The following is a 15,721-nucleotide window of genomic DNA, read 5'->3' on the forward strand; positions in this document are numbered from 1 at the left end:
AGCCCGTGTTTCTTGACCTGAAGCATGAGTCCTACGCCAAGGTATCCGAATGCTTTCCCAACGTCCGCGAAAAGATGAAACGCGACGGTGGAACACTACAACACGGCTGGTGCGTTTGGCTCGCACCCAAAATGTTGATCGAAGGTGAGTTCCATGCGGTTTGGTGTTCGCCCAATGGCGAATTCGTCGACATCACACCGAAGCCCGACGGCGAACAACGCGTTCTCTTTATTCCTGATAACAAAACGAAGTACCAGAACGTTCACGTTGACAATGTGCGCGTAATTCTGAACGACTCACCTGAATTGCAGGCCGTTTTGGCCGCGAATCGAAAGAAAATGGAATTGTTACATCAATACAATGACGGGAGTGGGCAGTCGAAAATCCCACTTTCAGCGATCACACAAAAATTTGCTACTGGTGCATCGTACGGCGGTGGAACGCAGAACGTGCGTCGCAACGATCCGTGTCCTTGCAACAGCGGCAAGAAATACAAAGCGTGCTGCATGCGGCGCTGAAGATGGTGCGAACCATCCCGTGCACCGGAGCCGGGCTTGCAAGGTTTCACAAATGGATAGTCAACTTTCCCGGCCCGGTGACGGGTAACGTTCGCCGGATTGAAAAGAATGCATGAGCCGATGCTATCACAACACCGCCATAGCGGCGTGACGCTGATTGAACTCGTTGTCGTTTTCTTCATTATTGCAATTTGCATTGCGTTATTGCTGCCTGCGGTACAGTCCGCCAGAGCTTCGGCACGCAGGACGGAGTGTGCAAGTAATTTGCGTCAGATGCACTCTAGTGGGGTGCCTTTTCGTGACCGCTTCCCCTGCCCTGACTCACCTGACCGCTTTGGCTACTTTATTAACGTTGAAATGGAGAATGACCCGATGGTGATCAATGCTACGCATTCGACGATACAGTACATGGAGCACAACGGCGGCCCCCTCTTCGTTGACCCGGCATCTCCACCGGACATGAATCCTGAAACATGGTTCACAACTGCAAATATCGACGCCGGATTGGTACTACCAATCGTGGACACATACATTGCTCGCGGTCGACACATTGGTGACACCGCGAACTACCTTTTCTTGGACGGTCACATCGAAATTATCGAGTCAAAGGTGATTGAGGACTGGACGAAATCAGGTTTTAACTTTTGCAAGGCAGGAGCCGGCCTTCCGCCACATTGATTACGTGAGGGCAAATTCCGGCGAACCATACGATGCACGTGAGTCGCCGAGTTAAGTTAATTGAAGCGGTTGGTTGCTCGCGGCGACCACGTGATCGTAGACGTTCGCCGACCGAGTAAAGGTATCATGTGAGTCAACTCAAATCGGACATTCCTGATCACCTTAAAATTCGATTCCGGCGTCGGCTGAACTGTCGCATTTCCTGGCTAATTGCCGCGCCACGGGAACGGGCAGGTTGTATACGAATAGCCATTCGAGGCGGATCGTTCTGGTTCCATTCGACGAAGTTTTTGCGGGCCACCGTCCAAGGGGCATATCTTCGCTGCCTTCCAATTGATGATGTGGACATGCAGTCAATTGGTTGCTTTCGAAATTGCGAGGCGTTGGATCTTGGCGGCACGAATATTTCGGACGACGGTGTTCGACATCTCACCGGGATGGAAAGCCTTCAGTATCTCTTCCTTTGGCATACTCCGATTACGAACTCTGCAGTCTCATTGATTAAAAACCTTTCACAGCTGCGAATGCTTTCGGTAGCTAACACATCAATCTCGGAGCTTGGTATCGAGGAACTAAATGCCAGTTTGGAAAACTGCTTGCTTTGCTTAGAAGATGGTCGGTATCGCTTCGGTTGCCTACGTGATTCTGAGGCGTTGCACTCATTCCTGGAATCTTGAATGCGGCGAACCCTCGCATGCACCGGCGCGGCGGTGGCCGGGCGTGTTTGAGTGGAAAGCCTGCTCCCGCCGCCCGCTGATGCGAACCGTTCTGCCATCGAAATCATGACGACGGAAAAACCACGGCTACGATTCTCGCTGTTGTCATTACTCATTGGGATGGCATTCATCGCTCTCGTTCTTGCTGCTTTTTCTCGCGGCAACTATCTTCTCGGCACCGGTGTTGGAATCACTTACGCCGTGGTCGCTTTGATGATCATTTTGCTGATTACGCGTGCGATCCGCGAAACGCCGGTTCCAAAACTTCGACTTGCGTTTCTCGTTCTCTTCTCGATCCCCGTCTGTCTCGCCTTCGCGTTTCCAACGTACATCAACTCGGACGTCCAGATTTTCGTGGACAAACAAACTGACGACCGTGATGCCCGCAACGAACTTAATGCAATCTTTGCCGAAGACCCGGCGTTTTCCAATCTTTCCATCTCAACGACACACCTTAAGATTGTGAACGTCGAGATTTACGGCACTGTTTCGAACAACACAGACTTGGATCGCATTCAACAACTCGTATATGAGCGTTGTGGTTTTGTCGAACATTGTTTCATACACTGGCGGATACGAGTTCGCAGTGATTCGACGATGTACGTTGCCCGGAATGACGATGCATTCGTGCCTGCACAAAACTGAAGGCAGAACTAATCGGTGAACGGGAGGGCTCGGCGCAGTCGGTCCTGAAGTCAAACTCCTCTCCTCGCCCCCCGTTACCTTTATCGTTATTTGGCACTTAATAACCGTGAAGCCAACACCTGACCAGATCGTCGCCGTCTTGGACCATTTTGCTGAAGTGTGTGACAAACGGTTTTCAACGTACCGAAAACTACGACGGTACGCCGTCACGCCTCAAAACTGGCGCAAGTGCTACGCTTTGTTCCAGGCTATTTGTCACAAAACTTTACGCGCAGAGCGGCGAGGTGACGAGCGTTTGACGCATTAATACCTGCTAGAGGAAATCATTGCCAAAACATTGTACAACTATTCCATTGCACCTGAAGATATGCCGTACATCATTCCAGCTCCATTCGACGAAGATTCCTCCGACTACGTTCTGCCGATCGCCACTCAATTCGCCGACTTCCTCGGCCTGTCTCCACCCGATTGCATCAATGCCGGCGGTAGTGCTGGCGTCAACGTCCCATCCACAGACGGCCAACAACCAAAGTTTGCACCCGAGTCGCGAAGTCGGGCGTTTCGAAAATGGAGAATCGCTCGTCGCGACCGGGTGATTTTAGACGTTACCCGTGTTGTCGTCGGACAATTAACAACTGAGTTGTCAAAATGAATTCATCAGAAGCGTCATTGTCGGCTACCGTGTCTACACCCACACCTCGCAGCAAGGGAATGTCAGCTCTGACTCCATTTTGGATCGGACCGGGATTCATCGTCGGGACTATTGCTCACTCCTTGGTTTTCCTTGGTCCATCCACTACGTTTTCCTCGACCATCGGTGCACCACTTAACGCTGCGGCGGTGTTTGCTACCGTCGCTCTTACTTCGGCTGCACTATCGCTTTTCTACTACGCTGCACGAAGGAAACTTCTTGGACCGCTAAATTTCAGTGTTCTCACGTGTGTTGCATCCGGAACGCTTGCGTCGTTTATTTGCTTAGTTTCGCTCGACGCACTACGGAATGCAGCCATATGGGAACCGCTTAATACTACTGGCTTGGCTAGGTTTGTGACACTAATTGGGATCACACTCGTGGTCTCTGCCATGAGCGTAGAATCATCGGGCCGCGTTGAGCGAATTTTGAATAGAACACACCATGTCGGGTAACCATGCCGTGGACATGGAGGACGGCATCGTGTTCTTACAAATGGAAAATCTACACTCGTCCCCGGTTACGTTGGACGTTCGGCAATTCTACGTTTCGATGATTTCGCTAACTCCAGATTTTCGGTTCCGGCTGATGGTCGCTTGAAGAATGCTGCACCTGAATCCTCAAACACTATTGCTTCTAACCTTCACAATGCTGATCAGTATGGGATGCAATCGCAACCAAGAGCAATTGACACCAAACACGAGGTCGGCTATTGAAGATCACAAGTTGAACCGACTCGATTGGGATTTGATCTATCGCGTTTCACAGCATAGTCGTATTGCAACGGACGCTGAAATTGATGAGATCAAGCGATCCTGTGGAGAACTTCCACAAGATTATGCTCTATTTGTGAAAGAATTCGGTTACGGTAGCCTGGACGACATCGACGTGCTGAATCCGGAAGCGATTACGGAGCAGACGCCCTATTTGCGTAAACAGGTATTGGCCGAATGGCTTTCATTTTGCGACTCATTTGATGAATCCGCAATTATCCCCAGTAGTTCCAGCCAAGATGCTATCCCTTTTGCTAAGACAGCATGGGGTGACTACTACTTTTCCTCACCTTCCCAGCCAGGCACGCTTTGGCATATTTGGCGTTCGCACGATTGGGCAGACTCATCACCTACACAGATACCGCTTGGATTTGGTAACCTGTTTCTTCATAGGTTTGGCGATGGTAGCATTGAAGAGCTTGGACCGTCTTCCCCGGTGTTCCGCCCAGCAGTGGACACGAATATGCAGCAACGATTGCTTTCGCCAATTGGTTCGATCCACACCTTAAAAGAATTCCTTGATCGATGCGAAGAGTTGATTCAGCCGTCAAGAATGGACAGAGACGAGTACGGCGCGCTTATGTTTGCTGTGGATTTGGGTGCGGAATTTCGCTTCGGCAAAAGAAAAGCCAGTGACGCATTCGTCGTTACTTCCATCTACCCACCTGAACAAGAAGTTGCGATTTCTCGCATGATATCAACAATCGTTGGTTCCGAGTTCAAGAGCCAGCCTTTCAAACAAGAATGATGCCGAACCATGTCGTGAACCGGAGCGACCGACAGCGCGTTTACAAATGGAAAGTCTTATGCGGTCGCCCGGTTACGACCGCCGTTATCGGGACAAGCTATGACACTTGAAGCTCAATTCGACGACGCGATGCTGGGCATCCATCGCGCAGCAGGCGAATTGACGCCGCCGTACAGAGCCCACGGCTTTCTCTCGATGGTACGCCAACACGGTGGCAAAGAAACCGCCGACCGGCTTCTCGCAAAAACCGAGCCTTCAGAGGGCTTCACTGAACTCTTCCTTCGCGGCCCCGAAAACCTGACGATCAGCGTTGAATATCTCGTGCTGTGCAACCCTTGGCGTCAGCTGTTTACAGACGATCAACTTGCAATTGCGTGTCAACGACTGCGCGATGTTCAATGTCCACTTCCGCCCGACGATTCGGAGGCCTCAATGCCACCGCTTCCCGAGGAACTGGATTCAGATACGCAATACACCGAGGGCGCGACGAAATCTGTCGTAATAAATGCTTACGAACGTAACGCACATGCTCGATCCGCTTGTATCGCACACTACGGATCAACTTGTCATATTTGCGGCTTTGATTTTGGCGCGACATACGGTGATATCGCAGACGGCTACATTCACGTTCACCACTTGCGACCTTTGTCGGAATGCGGCGGCGAATATGACGTTGATCCGATCGACGATCTTCGACCGGTATGCCCAAATTGTCACGCCGTGATACACTTGGGGGGTGCCTGTCGGTCGATCGCTGAAATCAAAGCGTTACTTGACGCACAATAGTCCCGACAACAATCCCATGCACCCGCGCGGCGAAGTCGGGCGTTTTCAAGTGGACAATCTCTCGTCGCCGCCGGGTGATTGGTGACGTTCCCCGACTGAAATCCGCACATGACTGACGACGCTAGAATCGAAACGCAGAATCGGTACCTCGCTCTATGCCGCGAGAAGGGCTGGCTGTCCGACGACAACATCGAACTTTGGCCGGACGACGACGAAGCGCGTATCGAGATGGCTCGCGGCCTATTCGGCCTTGCATTGGTTTCCAATACCGACAGTTTGTTTCTCGACTTCAAGGCTCAAATTGATGCCGAGACGCTGGAAGCTGACCCTGATATCGGCGAAGCACGCGAAATCGCCGCCACGATCACCGAGAAGCAGAAGAAAGCTCTGCTTACGATTGCTGACGACTTTCTGGATTCGGTTGTCTACACTTTTATGCTTCAGCTGGATCGTTTCGACCACGGCTTCATCAAACTTCAGTTGCAGCGGTCGGACCCTGAGGAATGCACGCCTATACCCGATTCTGAGATCGACATTATCTCGGACAACCACAACGAGCTGTTTCAGGATTCACTCCAATGGAAAGAAGACTTTAGCCTTGGTACCGACATCGGGCGCCGGGAACCTTGCCGATTTTAGATTCGACTGCAGACGGCGGGAAACATTCGCGTGCACCGGCGCACGCGAGCCAAGCGACCTGGCCGTTAGAAACCTTTCCGCGCGTTCCCGGTGACGCGGGCCGTTCCCCGACTGTAATGGCTACATGCTATCGCCAATGCCAAGCTGAATGTCGACCGTGACGAACCCGTACGAAGCTTCGAGCCAGATTCCTGACGATCAGCGGACGACTCCGCGATATTGGCTCATGATTGCTCTCGCCTTACTACCTGTTGCGGTTTGCCTTTTGTTGTTGTGGGCGATAGATCGCTACGTCACACATGTTGGCATCGTCCATTTAATCTGCTCTGCGGCACCTATTCCCTTGATAGGCGGTTCGATGGCCGCGGTTGCGATTCCTCTCACATTCGGCGAGTCAAAACTCACCCTACTCGTTGCGGGACTCGAATTCGTAGCCGTCCTCGCTGTACACTTCTGTCTGGCGCAACCGATGGGAAATCCATTTCCATGAGACATCGAATGCACGTCGATTCCAAGGCGAGGGTGCGGGGAACCTGCGGTTGCACCGGCGTGGCAATGGTGACCGTTTTCGCAATGGCTGAATCGCTTGCCGCCACCCGCTGAACCGCACCGTTCGTCGCCTAGCCTAGCCTAGCCTAGCCTAACCATGAATACGACAGTTCGCTTTCTCCTTCACGTAGTGTTTCCAACCATCATTGGGACCGCTGTGTACATTGGATGGCGTTCGACCGACTTGCTCGTCTTCCGCTGGATCGAGTATTGCAACTTGACCGCATTTGTATTTCGCCCGACAATGCCCCTTCCCGAATGGTTGCTGTACTCACTGCCCGATGGTTGCTGGGTGTACGCTACAACAAGCTGGATGCTTCTAATTTGGAAACGGTTTGTCCCATGGGTATGGGTAGGCCTCGTTCTCGCTGTCGTTGCGGAATACGGGCAACTATTTGGCTTCGTTCAGGGCACATATCAGACGCTTGATGTCCTGTTTTACGTTGGTGCGTTTGTTCTCGCGGGAGCTTTCAATGAAAAAACACCTTTGGTCCACACTCGCAATGCTGGTGATGGCCTTCTTGGCGTTAGGTAGTACCGATACAACCAGCACTACTCCAAGCACACCCAAGACTCCCGAACAGTTGCGCACCGAACAAATCGAAAAAGAATTTAGCGCATGGGATGGTTCACACCGCGGGCTAACCCAGGTGATTAAGAAATCAATGAATGATCCCAAGTCATACGAACATGTCGAAACCAGATACATCGACAAAGGAGATCATTTAATTGTCACGACTGAATTTCGCGGCAAAAACGCATTTGGCGGTGTGGTAAAGAACTCGGTGATCGCCAAGGTTGACCTCAATGGCAACGTTGTCGAAATAATTGCTCAATCCCCATGAAAACATACGGCGACTAACAATTAAGGCTTTGACATCGCGGAGCGGGGCACGAGCGGAGCCGATGTTCAAGGCCTTGGTTCAAGAAGGCCGGTGGAACGCTTTGAAGATTCAGCGATCACCCAGAGAATTTACGAAGGGTTTTGCTTTTTTGTCGCGTGACCGCAGGACTGATGATGGTGGCCGAGATGGCTTGGGGTGCCGAGCCCGAGCCAGTAACTGGACCGCTTTGTGCGTTTCCTGAGAGCCTGCTGATGCGTCTGCGGGCCTTGTGTTTCGCGACCAGCGCAGACCGTCTGCGACCGCACTCCTGGTGACGCTTCGTTTTTGACGCTTCGAACGATCGTAAGCTGCATCGCTTAGCTCGCCTTTTCCAGCGGTGGTCCGCGACGATAGATCACTCGGTGGTCCGTGCAGCGGCTCACTGGAGGGAACGGTGTCAACAGTGGGATTGCCGACTGGAACTCTGTTGTCTCTGTTTGCTCCTGTGCAAACCCCATCAACAACTGGCGGAAGAGCGGGCGTGGCGGAATGGGGTTGTGGGCCTACGACGTGGCAGCTATCGCGTTTTGCCCGCGGAGTTCGGTGTCTGTCTCCAGTGGCGATTGCTCTTCAGTCTGGCTTACCGCGTGGTCGATCACTGGGGTGCTCGGCTCATTAACTTAGCCAACCACAGATGAACGCGGATGAGCACAGATGCAGACAGGTGTAACCCTGCGTCCATTTGCGTTTATCTGTGGTTCCATGTCTTCTCTGCCAAGAGTGTTGCTGCGGGCACCGGGCTTGGGTGCACTTTCGGGCTCTGGAGAGACTGGGGCACCTGCGTTGTTCCAGCCGTTGAGCCAGAACCATTCGAAGCAGGCGAGCACGCGGCAGGGCTGGTGGGTAATGGCACGCGTGTCCACGCGTGTCATCTGATCCGTACTGTTTGCCGGCTGGCGATGGTGACTTGATCGCGGTCGTTTTGGCGATTCAGGCGGTCTTCATGCATGATGGAGCGTCTGCAAACGGATTTACTGGCGGTCTTTGTGCTGGCTATGGTCGGATCCGCGTCAACCGCCGTGGTTAGCGATATCCCGTTACAGCAATCAGGGGAACCATGGGGCGCATGTTGTGGATTGGACATGGCTTGAAGACGAGCGGGTGGGAAGGAGACACGGAGACACGGAGTGAGGAGTGAGGAGCTGGTGCAGATTGATTCGTTGTGTTCGCACGCCTTGAGGCTTAGCGGGTGGCAGACAGAAAGATTGGTGCGTCAGAAAAATGTTCTAGACGCAGTAGTGCCTGCCCTGTATTTCGATCTTCATCTTTTTGTCACCCATTTTTTTGCCTGCTTATGGTCATCAGGGGAGGTCGAGTTTATTGAGCTCCGGGGGGCGTCGACTTGTGTACACGGTTCAATAGTGCGTCGATTGCTGCTGGTTCCGAGGTTGGCTTGAGTTGTTGATTGCGGCGTGATTGCCCCTTGGCCGTTTTGTCATGCCGCACTCATTCGCGATCCTTAGCGTGATTCGCGGGCAAACGTTTGCGAACGGTATTTGCTGCGAATCAGATGGATTTCCACGGGGCAAGTGCTGGTGGCGCGGACTTGATCGCGATTGAAGCGTGCGAAGTGATGCCCGGTGAGAGGTGTCGGCGGGTAGACGGATGCGCCGGTGGCGCCAGTCCGGTTCGGAGAGGGGACGGTGATCAATTGGACAAGGATCAAAGATGGTGACACAACAAGGAGAAATCGATGGCAAACCGCGAACACAAAGCGTATCCTAACATCCGAGAGACTCCGTTCTACTCGCCCCAAGCCGGGCTTGCATGCTTTCACGAATGGACACTTAACACTCACGGCCCGCTGATCGCCGGTCGTCCCCCGATTGAATTGAGTGTTGTCACATTGGCAATCGAATGACGATGATTTTTGGTACGTTCTATTGGGCAGGCGACATGCCTGATGATGACGACGTTGAACGTGCTCCCAAACCGGTTTTCTCCGGCGACTTTGGGGAGCAGTGGCAATATATCGCGACCGAACCGGTGATTCAAAGCCTATGTGACGCGCTGCGATCATGTGAGACCGTTAGGGATCTACACGGTCCCAATCCGGAAGATCACGGCTGGTACACTTACTTCACAGTTGATGGCTGGAGATGGTTTCTTTATCTTCAATGGGCCCCGGATGGTAACCACGAAAACTGCTTTGAGTTCGAAATTCGCCTTTGCAACAACTGGTGGCATCAGATCATTCACCGTTCGGTATACAATTCTCGATTCCGGGCACTTGGCGCCGCTATCGCCAACGCACTTGCTACGGCAAGCGAGATCGAAAACGTCGCATTCAATCGGCGTGCAGCATAGAATGCGTGGAACAATGACATCCACCGAAGGACGCAAGCCGAGCGGTTTGGCAATGGTTGAATCTTTTGCGTGTTCTCGGTGAATTCTACCTCTCGCCGACAGAGAAACTCTGCCATGAAGGGAATACTGCTTGTCCTGCTCGACCGCGGAACGACAGAACTGGATCGCGCATTGGACGACGCACTTGCCCCACATCGGCTGGACGAAGACGCGAAGTCTTGGCCCCGGTTTTACTGGGACTACTGGCACCTAACATCGACCCCATTCGGTGGGTTTGCTCCAGACACTCACGACATTGAACCTGTTGCGAACTGTAACCGACACGCGTGCATCGTTGGCGAACTACCCGTCGACTATTATCCGTCGGCGATCATCACTCCCGACGGCCTGTGGAATGACCTATCCGAGTTTGGTTCGCGTTTGATTGATGAACCCAGCGCTGCGAACACTGCCGCGATGGCAAAATGGCAATAACGGGTCGCCAAATTGCGGCAGATATCCTCCGACTGCATTGGCGTAGAGGTTCTCTACCACTGCTAGAATTCGGCGGCGAACCAGAGAATTGCACAGGAGTGGCGGTGGCCGTGCGTTTCGAGTTGGACGATCAAATCCCGCCGCCCTGTGAATTCCAACGTTCTGCCAAAAGTCACCACCTTCGACGCATTAACATGAAAACACCACGCGGTTGGCTATTGATATATTCCCTGCTTGGCTTCGCTGTCTCTGCTGGGATTGCTTATCACGCGATACGCGACCAAAACATGGTCAACTTATTGCTATCCGCAGGATTTCTTTTGCTCGCGATCCTCCTGTGGTACCAGACTCGCTGGGCGCTGCTTGCGAATTCTCTGCTTGGCCTCTTTGTCATTTTACTGGGAGTTTATGTTTACTGGGATGTCGGTCGTCTAGGCATGCTCATTGGCGGGGGTTGCATTCTCGCCAGCTATTGGCCATTTCGCGAAGAACTTGAGAAGCATACTGGTGCAGAGCGAACACACCACCGAAATGATGATGCGTCATCACACGGCCCCGGGTTATGCATCGCACTGTTGAGAGACGGTTGGAAGCCGTATCGCTTTCCGCACTCCAATGTGGTGGTCGCTGTTCCACACGACTTTGTCGCAGCTTTTGATGACGATGGTGTACTGCTTGGCACGCTCAATGGGCGATCACAGAACTTTAGTGCGACTCTGCACGCCAACGAGGAATTCCACGCCGATCCCGCTGTCGCGTATGATTTTCTTGATGACCTAGCGGAGAAATCTAACGTGGAACCGACTGACAAGGGCACGTACCGCTATTTCAAGGACCCGAATTTGACCGGCGACGAGCAGTTGCAATACACTTTCTACGTGATTGCTATCCCCGGATCCGTTGTGGTGGTTTCTATCGCTTCAACGCCGGGTCGAGAGCGACCGGATCCCCTTGCCCGAATAGAGAACGCGATTCCAGATATCGTCGGGGAACTCGCGTAGTTTTCGAAACCTGGCGATGGCAGCACAATGAACTGCAGTAGTGACCATAAGGACGGGAGTCGCGTTTGTTGTTCTGCTTGCGAGTCCTTCACCCTTCCCCCGTGAATTCTGCCGTTACCCGACTCAATGGAAAAACTCGCCTTCGCGCCGATGATTGACTTGCCGCTTGCTGGCATCACGGTGTCTGCGTTTGTCTGGCACTTTAACCGTTGGGCGGGTCACCACGATATTGACACATCCATTGACGTTGCGTCGCGTCTTCCCGTTGCCCGCCTCCGTGTCATCGCGTTATTCGTTTGTGCGTTACTCGTTTGCTGGCTTGTTAACTTTGCGTTTTGGTCGATTTTTGCCCTCTTGCTCGGTATTGGCATGGCCGTCGCTCTCGTCACAGGTGGTGATGTTGACGGCGGTGTATTTGGGTTGTGGGCAGCCGCCTACCTGATTCGTGAATGGTCGTTTGGTTTTCCGCAACTCGTACTTCACCCCCAAACTCACGATACCGGTTCGATCGCGTCACCAGCAGACACTGGCGAACTCGTTGGCAAGTCCGGCGTCACCACGTCTCAGCTACGGCCTACGGGCGATGTTGAAATTGACGGCGTGATTTATTCTGTCGCATCTGCGGACGGTCAGTTGCTCGACTCCGGCGCACGCGTTACGGTAACTTCGTACCGCAATGGACATCCTTGCGTGTCCCCGATGCCCGAGCCCCACGACGACGGGTGACAATCCCGATCGGGAAAGGGGCCGGATTGCTCCGGCGCCCCTTCCACACCACCTAGCATGCGGAGAACGCTACTCGGGCGGTTCATCGCGACAATGCAATCTGTTTCGGGCGTTCTGTTAAACTCAATAACCCAACACTTTTCAGATAGTCGTTCGATAACGCGTGTTGGACGCCCGACGGCTTGGCAAGACGCCATGGACCTTTGCCGCTAAAAGCGAACGGGCGGGCTTCCCGGTAGGTCAAGCCCAAGGACATCAGGTTGCGAAGCCGAGTCTTCGACTTCTTCCACTGTTTGCGTTAGCCCTACTCACGGGTACTCCCGAAGTTCTCCCCAGATAAGGGATCGTGATCTGTCCCCGTCCAAGCTCCCGATCTACCTACGCTGCATGTTTCTCCAAGGCATCCGCCGGGCTTCCGGTTCGGTTTCGCAGTCAGCAGCCTGCTGCCATCTCATTGGTCGCTCCACGACGGGCCTGTAGACATCGGCCACCTATCGGGTTTCTGTTCGTAACAAACGCGGGTCTTCCGCGTGAATGTGTCTGACGACGGTTTTAGCTTTGAAGCTCGTCCGATTCGGTTATTGCCCGACCGGAGCTGTTCGCGGCGGCTAGTCAGATTTTTACGGTCACATTCGCAGGCTTCCTCCCCAGGGATTGTCACCTCCGGCGCAGTTGCCGCGTCTTCAGGCAAATGGCCTCGTACTGCCCTTTCTCTAGATGATCATTTGGTATACTGACTCCTTTAAAGAAACCAAAACGAAGCACCGGGGACTTGCCTCCCACAAGATCACGCCCATGCTGGGCGTACTGCACCGAAGTCCTCGAAAACAGCTTTACAAGTGGTGACTTGTCCGCTCGGACTCGGTGATCGCCACCGTTACCCGACCAAGCACAGTTTCCTTCCGTGTTGAGCGTTGATGCGATTCTCGACCCAAACCACGCGATGTTGCAGCGATACCTCAACGGTCGATTCGTTTCCTTCGACGTTGACAAATTGCTGCCGGTATTCGAGCCGTTTCACCAGGGCATTACCGATCGTGATGGGACTGTGCCACTTCGATTTCCGGGCTTCCCGGACAACTACGAACTCCGACTGGGGGCCGACGCAGTCGACCTTCGGGTGACACTGACACTCGACATCCGATTGCCGATCCATGCACCTGGTTTCTGGTTCTGCATTCACTGCTTGATGGCCGAGGACTTTGTTGCGCTCCTCGCACCGAGCACTCGTGGGATCTATTATGTCAACCCCAACACGCCCGATCACGCTCCGACCTTTGACGCAGATACAGAACCAACGTTTGCGTCTACAATGACACGGATTCAATCCGTTAACGAGTTGATTCGCCTATTCGTGGTGCCGGATAATGGCGGGTAACCATGCCATCCACCGGAGCACGGCATGGAGCGTTTACAAATTGAAATCACATTGCCCGTGCCCGGTGATGGCCGTCGTTCGCCGACAGACGAATCATGAGTGAAGTCTTATCCACCAATTTCACCAATAGCAAGTTGCCTCCTACACGCAGGAAATCCGCATGCGAGTCGCGATCCTAACTCTAATTGCATTGTTTATTTCAGCGGAAGCTGTAGCCGATGACCTTACGGAAGTTAGCGAGGCTACCCTGCGTTTCACTTACGTTGTAAAAGCGTCGCCTGTATGGACCGCAGATGGGACGTTTGATCCTTCCGTGCTCATAAAGCTCATCGAAGCAACGACAGAACAGAAACTACTACGTGTTCACCAGCTTCCGAGGTCCGGCGCACTGTCTATAACGACCACGATTGCGGGGCACCAACAGATATGGAAATTGCTAAAGCAGTTTCCGTCCATCGCAGCAGCTTGGGGGCCTGGGGATCCCGACTATCCCAAGCTGCTTAGAGAGGAAAAACAGCAAGTAGAACGCAGTCAACAAATGCGCCGCTTATCTGAAAGAATGGACAGAAATCGGCTGGAGGCATTGCGGAAACGCAACTCCTTTGATGGAATCACCAACCCGCTAAAAGGCAGTCCGTGAACTCCACACGACGGCGAACCATGAGTTGGACGCGGAGGACTCGAAAACGCGTTTTCGCTCAATCGTGGCCCAGCATCACCTCGAGGCGACTCTGACCGTGTTCGAAATTCTCCTAATATCATGGCAGGGTATGCCCGTCTCGATGCAGGGGTTCAATCGACTCGCTACGGCCAACCAATCGCACCGCAGTCGCCGATCACCTGTAAAATAATCACGCTCTAAGTCAACGGTCCGAAGAGAAAACCATGTGCTATCTAAAAACGCTCGTATTGGTCGCTGTTGTCGGTTTGTGGCTTCAGCCGGTTATCGCCGACGAGCAGGAACAGCCTGCTGCGGAAACCGCCTTGAAGGAGGAGCCATCGGAGACAAATATCGAACGCATCCGATCGGAATTTGAAGACCTCCTAATCGCTCAGGCGACGGATTTTTCGAGTCCCACTGCGACGCTGGCCAAGATGTCGCATTTGTCGAATCAGTATTTGCGGCCCGATAAACGTTTCAATCAGCCGATTCGCGAGGTGTTACTGCGTTACGCCTCCAGTCGATCGCCGGACGATTCGAACGGGGGCGGCGACTTGTCCATGGCGGTGCAGATGTTCGAGCTTACGACGTTTCCGCCGGAAATAGCGGCCGAACTATTGTTTAAACCCATGTTGTCGGAGCATCCGGCAATCAAAAATGCTACGCGGTCACAAATTAAGTCGTTGCTTTCCAAACGTCCGGATCAAACCAGCCTCTTGGTTCTGGAAGCGTTGCGTCGTGGCGAACGGTCACCCTATGTTTTCTCGTTGACAGGCATCACGGGGGACGCCAGCGAAGCGGTGGCCGGCGAGTTGCTGAAAATAGCCAAGAGCGGTGATGCCGAACGCACACAGGCAGCCCTGGAGTCGTTGGCCTCGGTGATCGACGAAGTGGAGCGTTTCAATGAGCGACGGCAAGCCGGCTTGGCATCGGACACTGCTGATATCAACCTTTTCAAATACGCCCGCAGGATCGTCGAACGCTATGATCGCAATCAGGATGGCAGTTTGACGAAGGACGAATACCAGTCGATGTTAATGTCTCCTGAGCCCGCCGACGCCAACCAGGACGGAGCGATTAACGTGGCCGAATACGCCAAATGGCTGGCTGAGCGGAGAAACCGTTAGCTGGACGCTGGCCGAAGCTCCAGTAATTGGCACCCAATAAGCCAACTGCCCGCCGGGCTGGCCCGGTGACAACCGTTAACCGGACCAGCGTTCAACCGGCGAGCGATACTATATAGCTGCGGCTGGTTTTCTCAGCCTCAGTCTACTTTCGCGGATGATCGACACTCAGTGCGAGTGGTTCTGAAAGCGTAAACAGCGGCGAACCAGCGGATGCAAGTGAGTCGCCGCGTTAAGTTCCATAAAGTGGTGAGTCGTTCGCGGCGACCACGTGACCGCTACCGTTCTGGCAATGAAGAAATCGTACTCGTGCTCGTACTCAGGCGCAGCCGGTACTCGTACTCGAAATGGGGTACCGATGACCGAACCAATCTTCGACCACGATCGACTTGATGTTTACAGCCTGTCGATTGACTACGTCGC

At 53.3% G+C, this 15,721-nt stretch carries 18 protein-coding genes; 17 read left to right on the top strand and 1 reads right to left on the bottom strand.

From position 1 onward, the window contains the following. From ABX962_RS12730 to ABX962_RS12770, 9 genes are all read left to right on the top strand, one after another. The coding region (locus ABX962_RS12730) for an SEC-C metal-binding domain-containing protein (RefSeq protein WP_372719927.1) at positions 1-518 on the top strand (518 nt) is incomplete at its 5' end. 108 nt (positions 519-626) lie between these two features. Next, positions 627-1,196, top strand: a complete 570-nt coding sequence (locus ABX962_RS12735) for a type II secretion system protein (protein ID WP_372719929.1) — start codon at positions 627-629, stop codon at positions 1,194-1,196. A 782-nt stretch (positions 1,197-1,978) separates the two neighbouring features. Then, positions 1,979-2,557 (top strand): hypothetical protein, encoded by a 579-nt coding sequence (locus ABX962_RS12740; RefSeq protein ID WP_372719930.1) that lies wholly within the window; start codon positions 1,979-1,981, stop codon positions 2,555-2,557. A 1,135-nt stretch (positions 2,558-3,692) separates the two neighbouring features. Then, complete coding sequence (locus ABX962_RS12745; protein WP_372719932.1) at positions 3,693-3,848, top strand: hypothetical protein; 156 nt, start codon at positions 3,693-3,695, stop codon at positions 3,846-3,848. Positions 3,849-3,974: 126 nt separating this feature from the next. Then, complete coding sequence (locus ABX962_RS12750) at positions 3,975-4,769, top strand: hypothetical protein (RefSeq protein WP_372719934.1); 795 nt, start codon at positions 3,975-3,977, stop codon at positions 4,767-4,769. 99 nt (positions 4,770-4,868) lie between these two features. Then, on the top strand, positions 4,869-5,555 hold the full coding sequence (locus tag ABX962_RS12755) for an HNH endonuclease (protein ID WP_372719936.1): 687 nt from the start codon (positions 4,869-4,871) through the stop codon (positions 5,553-5,555). A 108-nt stretch (positions 5,556-5,663) separates the two neighbouring features. Then, complete coding sequence (locus ABX962_RS12760) at positions 5,664-6,194, top strand: hypothetical protein (protein ID WP_372719938.1); 531 nt, start codon at positions 5,664-5,666, stop codon at positions 6,192-6,194. A 1,022-nt stretch (positions 6,195-7,216) separates the two neighbouring features. Then, positions 7,217-7,588, top strand: coding sequence for a hypothetical protein (locus tag ABX962_RS12765; RefSeq protein ID WP_372719940.1), 372 nt, complete (start codon positions 7,217-7,219; stop codon positions 7,586-7,588). 904 nt (positions 7,589-8,492) lie between these two features. Further along, positions 8,493-8,654 carry a hypothetical protein gene (locus tag ABX962_RS12770; protein ID WP_372719942.1) on the top strand — a complete coding sequence of 54 codons (162 nt, stop codon included), beginning with the start codon at positions 8,493-8,495 and terminating at the stop codon, positions 8,652-8,654. A gap of 432 nt (positions 8,655-9,086) precedes the next feature. Here the strand turns inward: ABX962_RS12770 and ABX962_RS12775 are convergent, their stop codons facing one another. Continuing rightward, on the bottom strand, positions 9,087-9,305 hold the full coding sequence (locus tag ABX962_RS12775; RefSeq protein ID WP_372719944.1) for a hypothetical protein: 219 nt from the start codon (positions 9,303-9,305) through the stop codon (positions 9,087-9,089). 15 nt (positions 9,306-9,320) lie between these two features. On the opposite strand from ABX962_RS12775, the gene ABX962_RS12780 reads away from it, so the two are divergent. The 8 genes from ABX962_RS12780 (at position 9,321) to ABX962_RS12815 (ending at position 15,301) form a co-directional block, all read left to right on the top strand. Further along, positions 9,321-9,488, top strand: a complete 168-nt coding sequence (locus ABX962_RS12780) for a hypothetical protein (protein WP_372719946.1) — start codon at positions 9,321-9,323, stop codon at positions 9,486-9,488. After that, positions 9,485-9,934 carry a hypothetical protein gene (locus ABX962_RS12785; protein ID WP_372719948.1) on the top strand — a complete coding sequence of 150 codons (450 nt, stop codon included), beginning with the start codon at positions 9,485-9,487 and terminating at the stop codon, positions 9,932-9,934. The genes ABX962_RS12780 and ABX962_RS12785 overlap by 4 nt, the downstream gene beginning before the upstream one ends. Before the next feature lie 114 nt (positions 9,935-10,048). Then, positions 10,049-10,408 (top strand): hypothetical protein, encoded by a 360-nt coding sequence (locus ABX962_RS12790; protein ID WP_372719949.1) that lies wholly within the window; start codon positions 10,049-10,051, stop codon positions 10,406-10,408. Between the two features lie 194 nt (positions 10,409-10,602). After that, positions 10,603-11,409: a hypothetical protein gene (locus ABX962_RS12795; RefSeq protein WP_372719951.1), complete on the top strand. Its 807-nt coding sequence runs from the start codon at positions 10,603-10,605 to the stop codon at positions 11,407-11,409. Between the two features lie 126 nt (positions 11,410-11,535). Continuing rightward, on the top strand, positions 11,536-12,135 hold the full coding sequence (locus tag ABX962_RS12800) for an NfeD family protein (protein WP_372719953.1): 600 nt from the start codon (positions 11,536-11,538) through the stop codon (positions 12,133-12,135). Between the two features lie 904 nt (positions 12,136-13,039). After that, positions 13,040-13,513, top strand: coding sequence for a hypothetical protein (locus ABX962_RS12805; RefSeq protein ID WP_372719955.1), 474 nt, complete (start codon positions 13,040-13,042; stop codon positions 13,511-13,513). A 160-nt stretch (positions 13,514-13,673) separates the two neighbouring features. Then, the gene (locus ABX962_RS12810; RefSeq protein WP_372719957.1) at positions 13,674-14,153 is read left to right on the top strand and encodes a hypothetical protein; all 480 of its coding nucleotides are present in this window, start codon (positions 13,674-13,676) and stop codon (positions 14,151-14,153) included. A 245-nt stretch (positions 14,154-14,398) separates the two neighbouring features. Next, positions 14,399-15,301 (top strand): hypothetical protein, encoded by a 903-nt coding sequence (locus tag ABX962_RS12815; protein ID WP_372719959.1) that lies wholly within the window; start codon positions 14,399-14,401, stop codon positions 15,299-15,301. Positions 15,302-15,721 lie beyond the last annotated feature (420 nt).

The organism is Novipirellula sp., assembly GCF_041583735.1.
Taxonomy (GTDB): Bacteria; Planctomycetota; Planctomycetia; order Pirellulales; family Pirellulaceae; genus Novipirellula.

What these genes read in the sequence shown, in the direction of transcription:
- ABX962_RS12735 (WP_372719929.1), top strand. Translation starts at nt 627, where the DNA reads ATGCATGAGCCGATGCTATCACAACACCGCCATAGCGGCGTGACGCTG.
- ABX962_RS12740 (WP_372719930.1), top strand. Translation starts at nt 1,979, where the DNA reads ATGACGACGGAAAAACCACGGCTACGATTCTCGCTGTTGTCATTACTC.
- ABX962_RS12745 (WP_372719932.1), top strand. Translation starts at nt 3,693, where the DNA reads ATGTCGGGTAACCATGCCGTGGACATGGAGGACGGCATCGTGTTCTTA.
- ABX962_RS12755 (WP_372719936.1), top strand. Translation starts at nt 4,869, where the DNA reads ATGACACTTGAAGCTCAATTCGACGACGCGATGCTGGGCATCCATCGC.
- ABX962_RS12760 (WP_372719938.1), top strand. Translation starts at nt 5,664, where the DNA reads ATGACTGACGACGCTAGAATCGAAACGCAGAATCGGTACCTCGCTCTA.
- ABX962_RS12765 (WP_372719940.1), top strand. Translation starts at nt 7,217, where the DNA reads ATGAAAAAACACCTTTGGTCCACACTCGCAATGCTGGTGATGGCCTTC.
- ABX962_RS12780 (WP_372719946.1), top strand. Translation starts at nt 9,321, where the DNA reads ATGGCAAACCGCGAACACAAAGCGTATCCTAACATCCGAGAGACTCCG.
- ABX962_RS12785 (WP_372719948.1), top strand. Translation starts at nt 9,485, where the DNA reads ATGACGATGATTTTTGGTACGTTCTATTGGGCAGGCGACATGCCTGAT.
- ABX962_RS12790 (WP_372719949.1), top strand. Translation starts at nt 10,049, where the DNA reads ATGAAGGGAATACTGCTTGTCCTGCTCGACCGCGGAACGACAGAACTG.
- ABX962_RS12795 (WP_372719951.1), top strand. Translation starts at nt 10,603, where the DNA reads ATGAAAACACCACGCGGTTGGCTATTGATATATTCCCTGCTTGGCTTC.
- ABX962_RS12800 (WP_372719953.1), top strand. Translation starts at nt 11,536, where the DNA reads ATGGAAAAACTCGCCTTCGCGCCGATGATTGACTTGCCGCTTGCTGGC.
- ABX962_RS12810 (WP_372719957.1), top strand. Translation starts at nt 13,674, where the DNA reads ATGCGAGTCGCGATCCTAACTCTAATTGCATTGTTTATTTCAGCGGAA.
- ABX962_RS12815 (WP_372719959.1), top strand. Translation starts at nt 14,399, where the DNA reads ATGTGCTATCTAAAAACGCTCGTATTGGTCGCTGTTGTCGGTTTGTGG.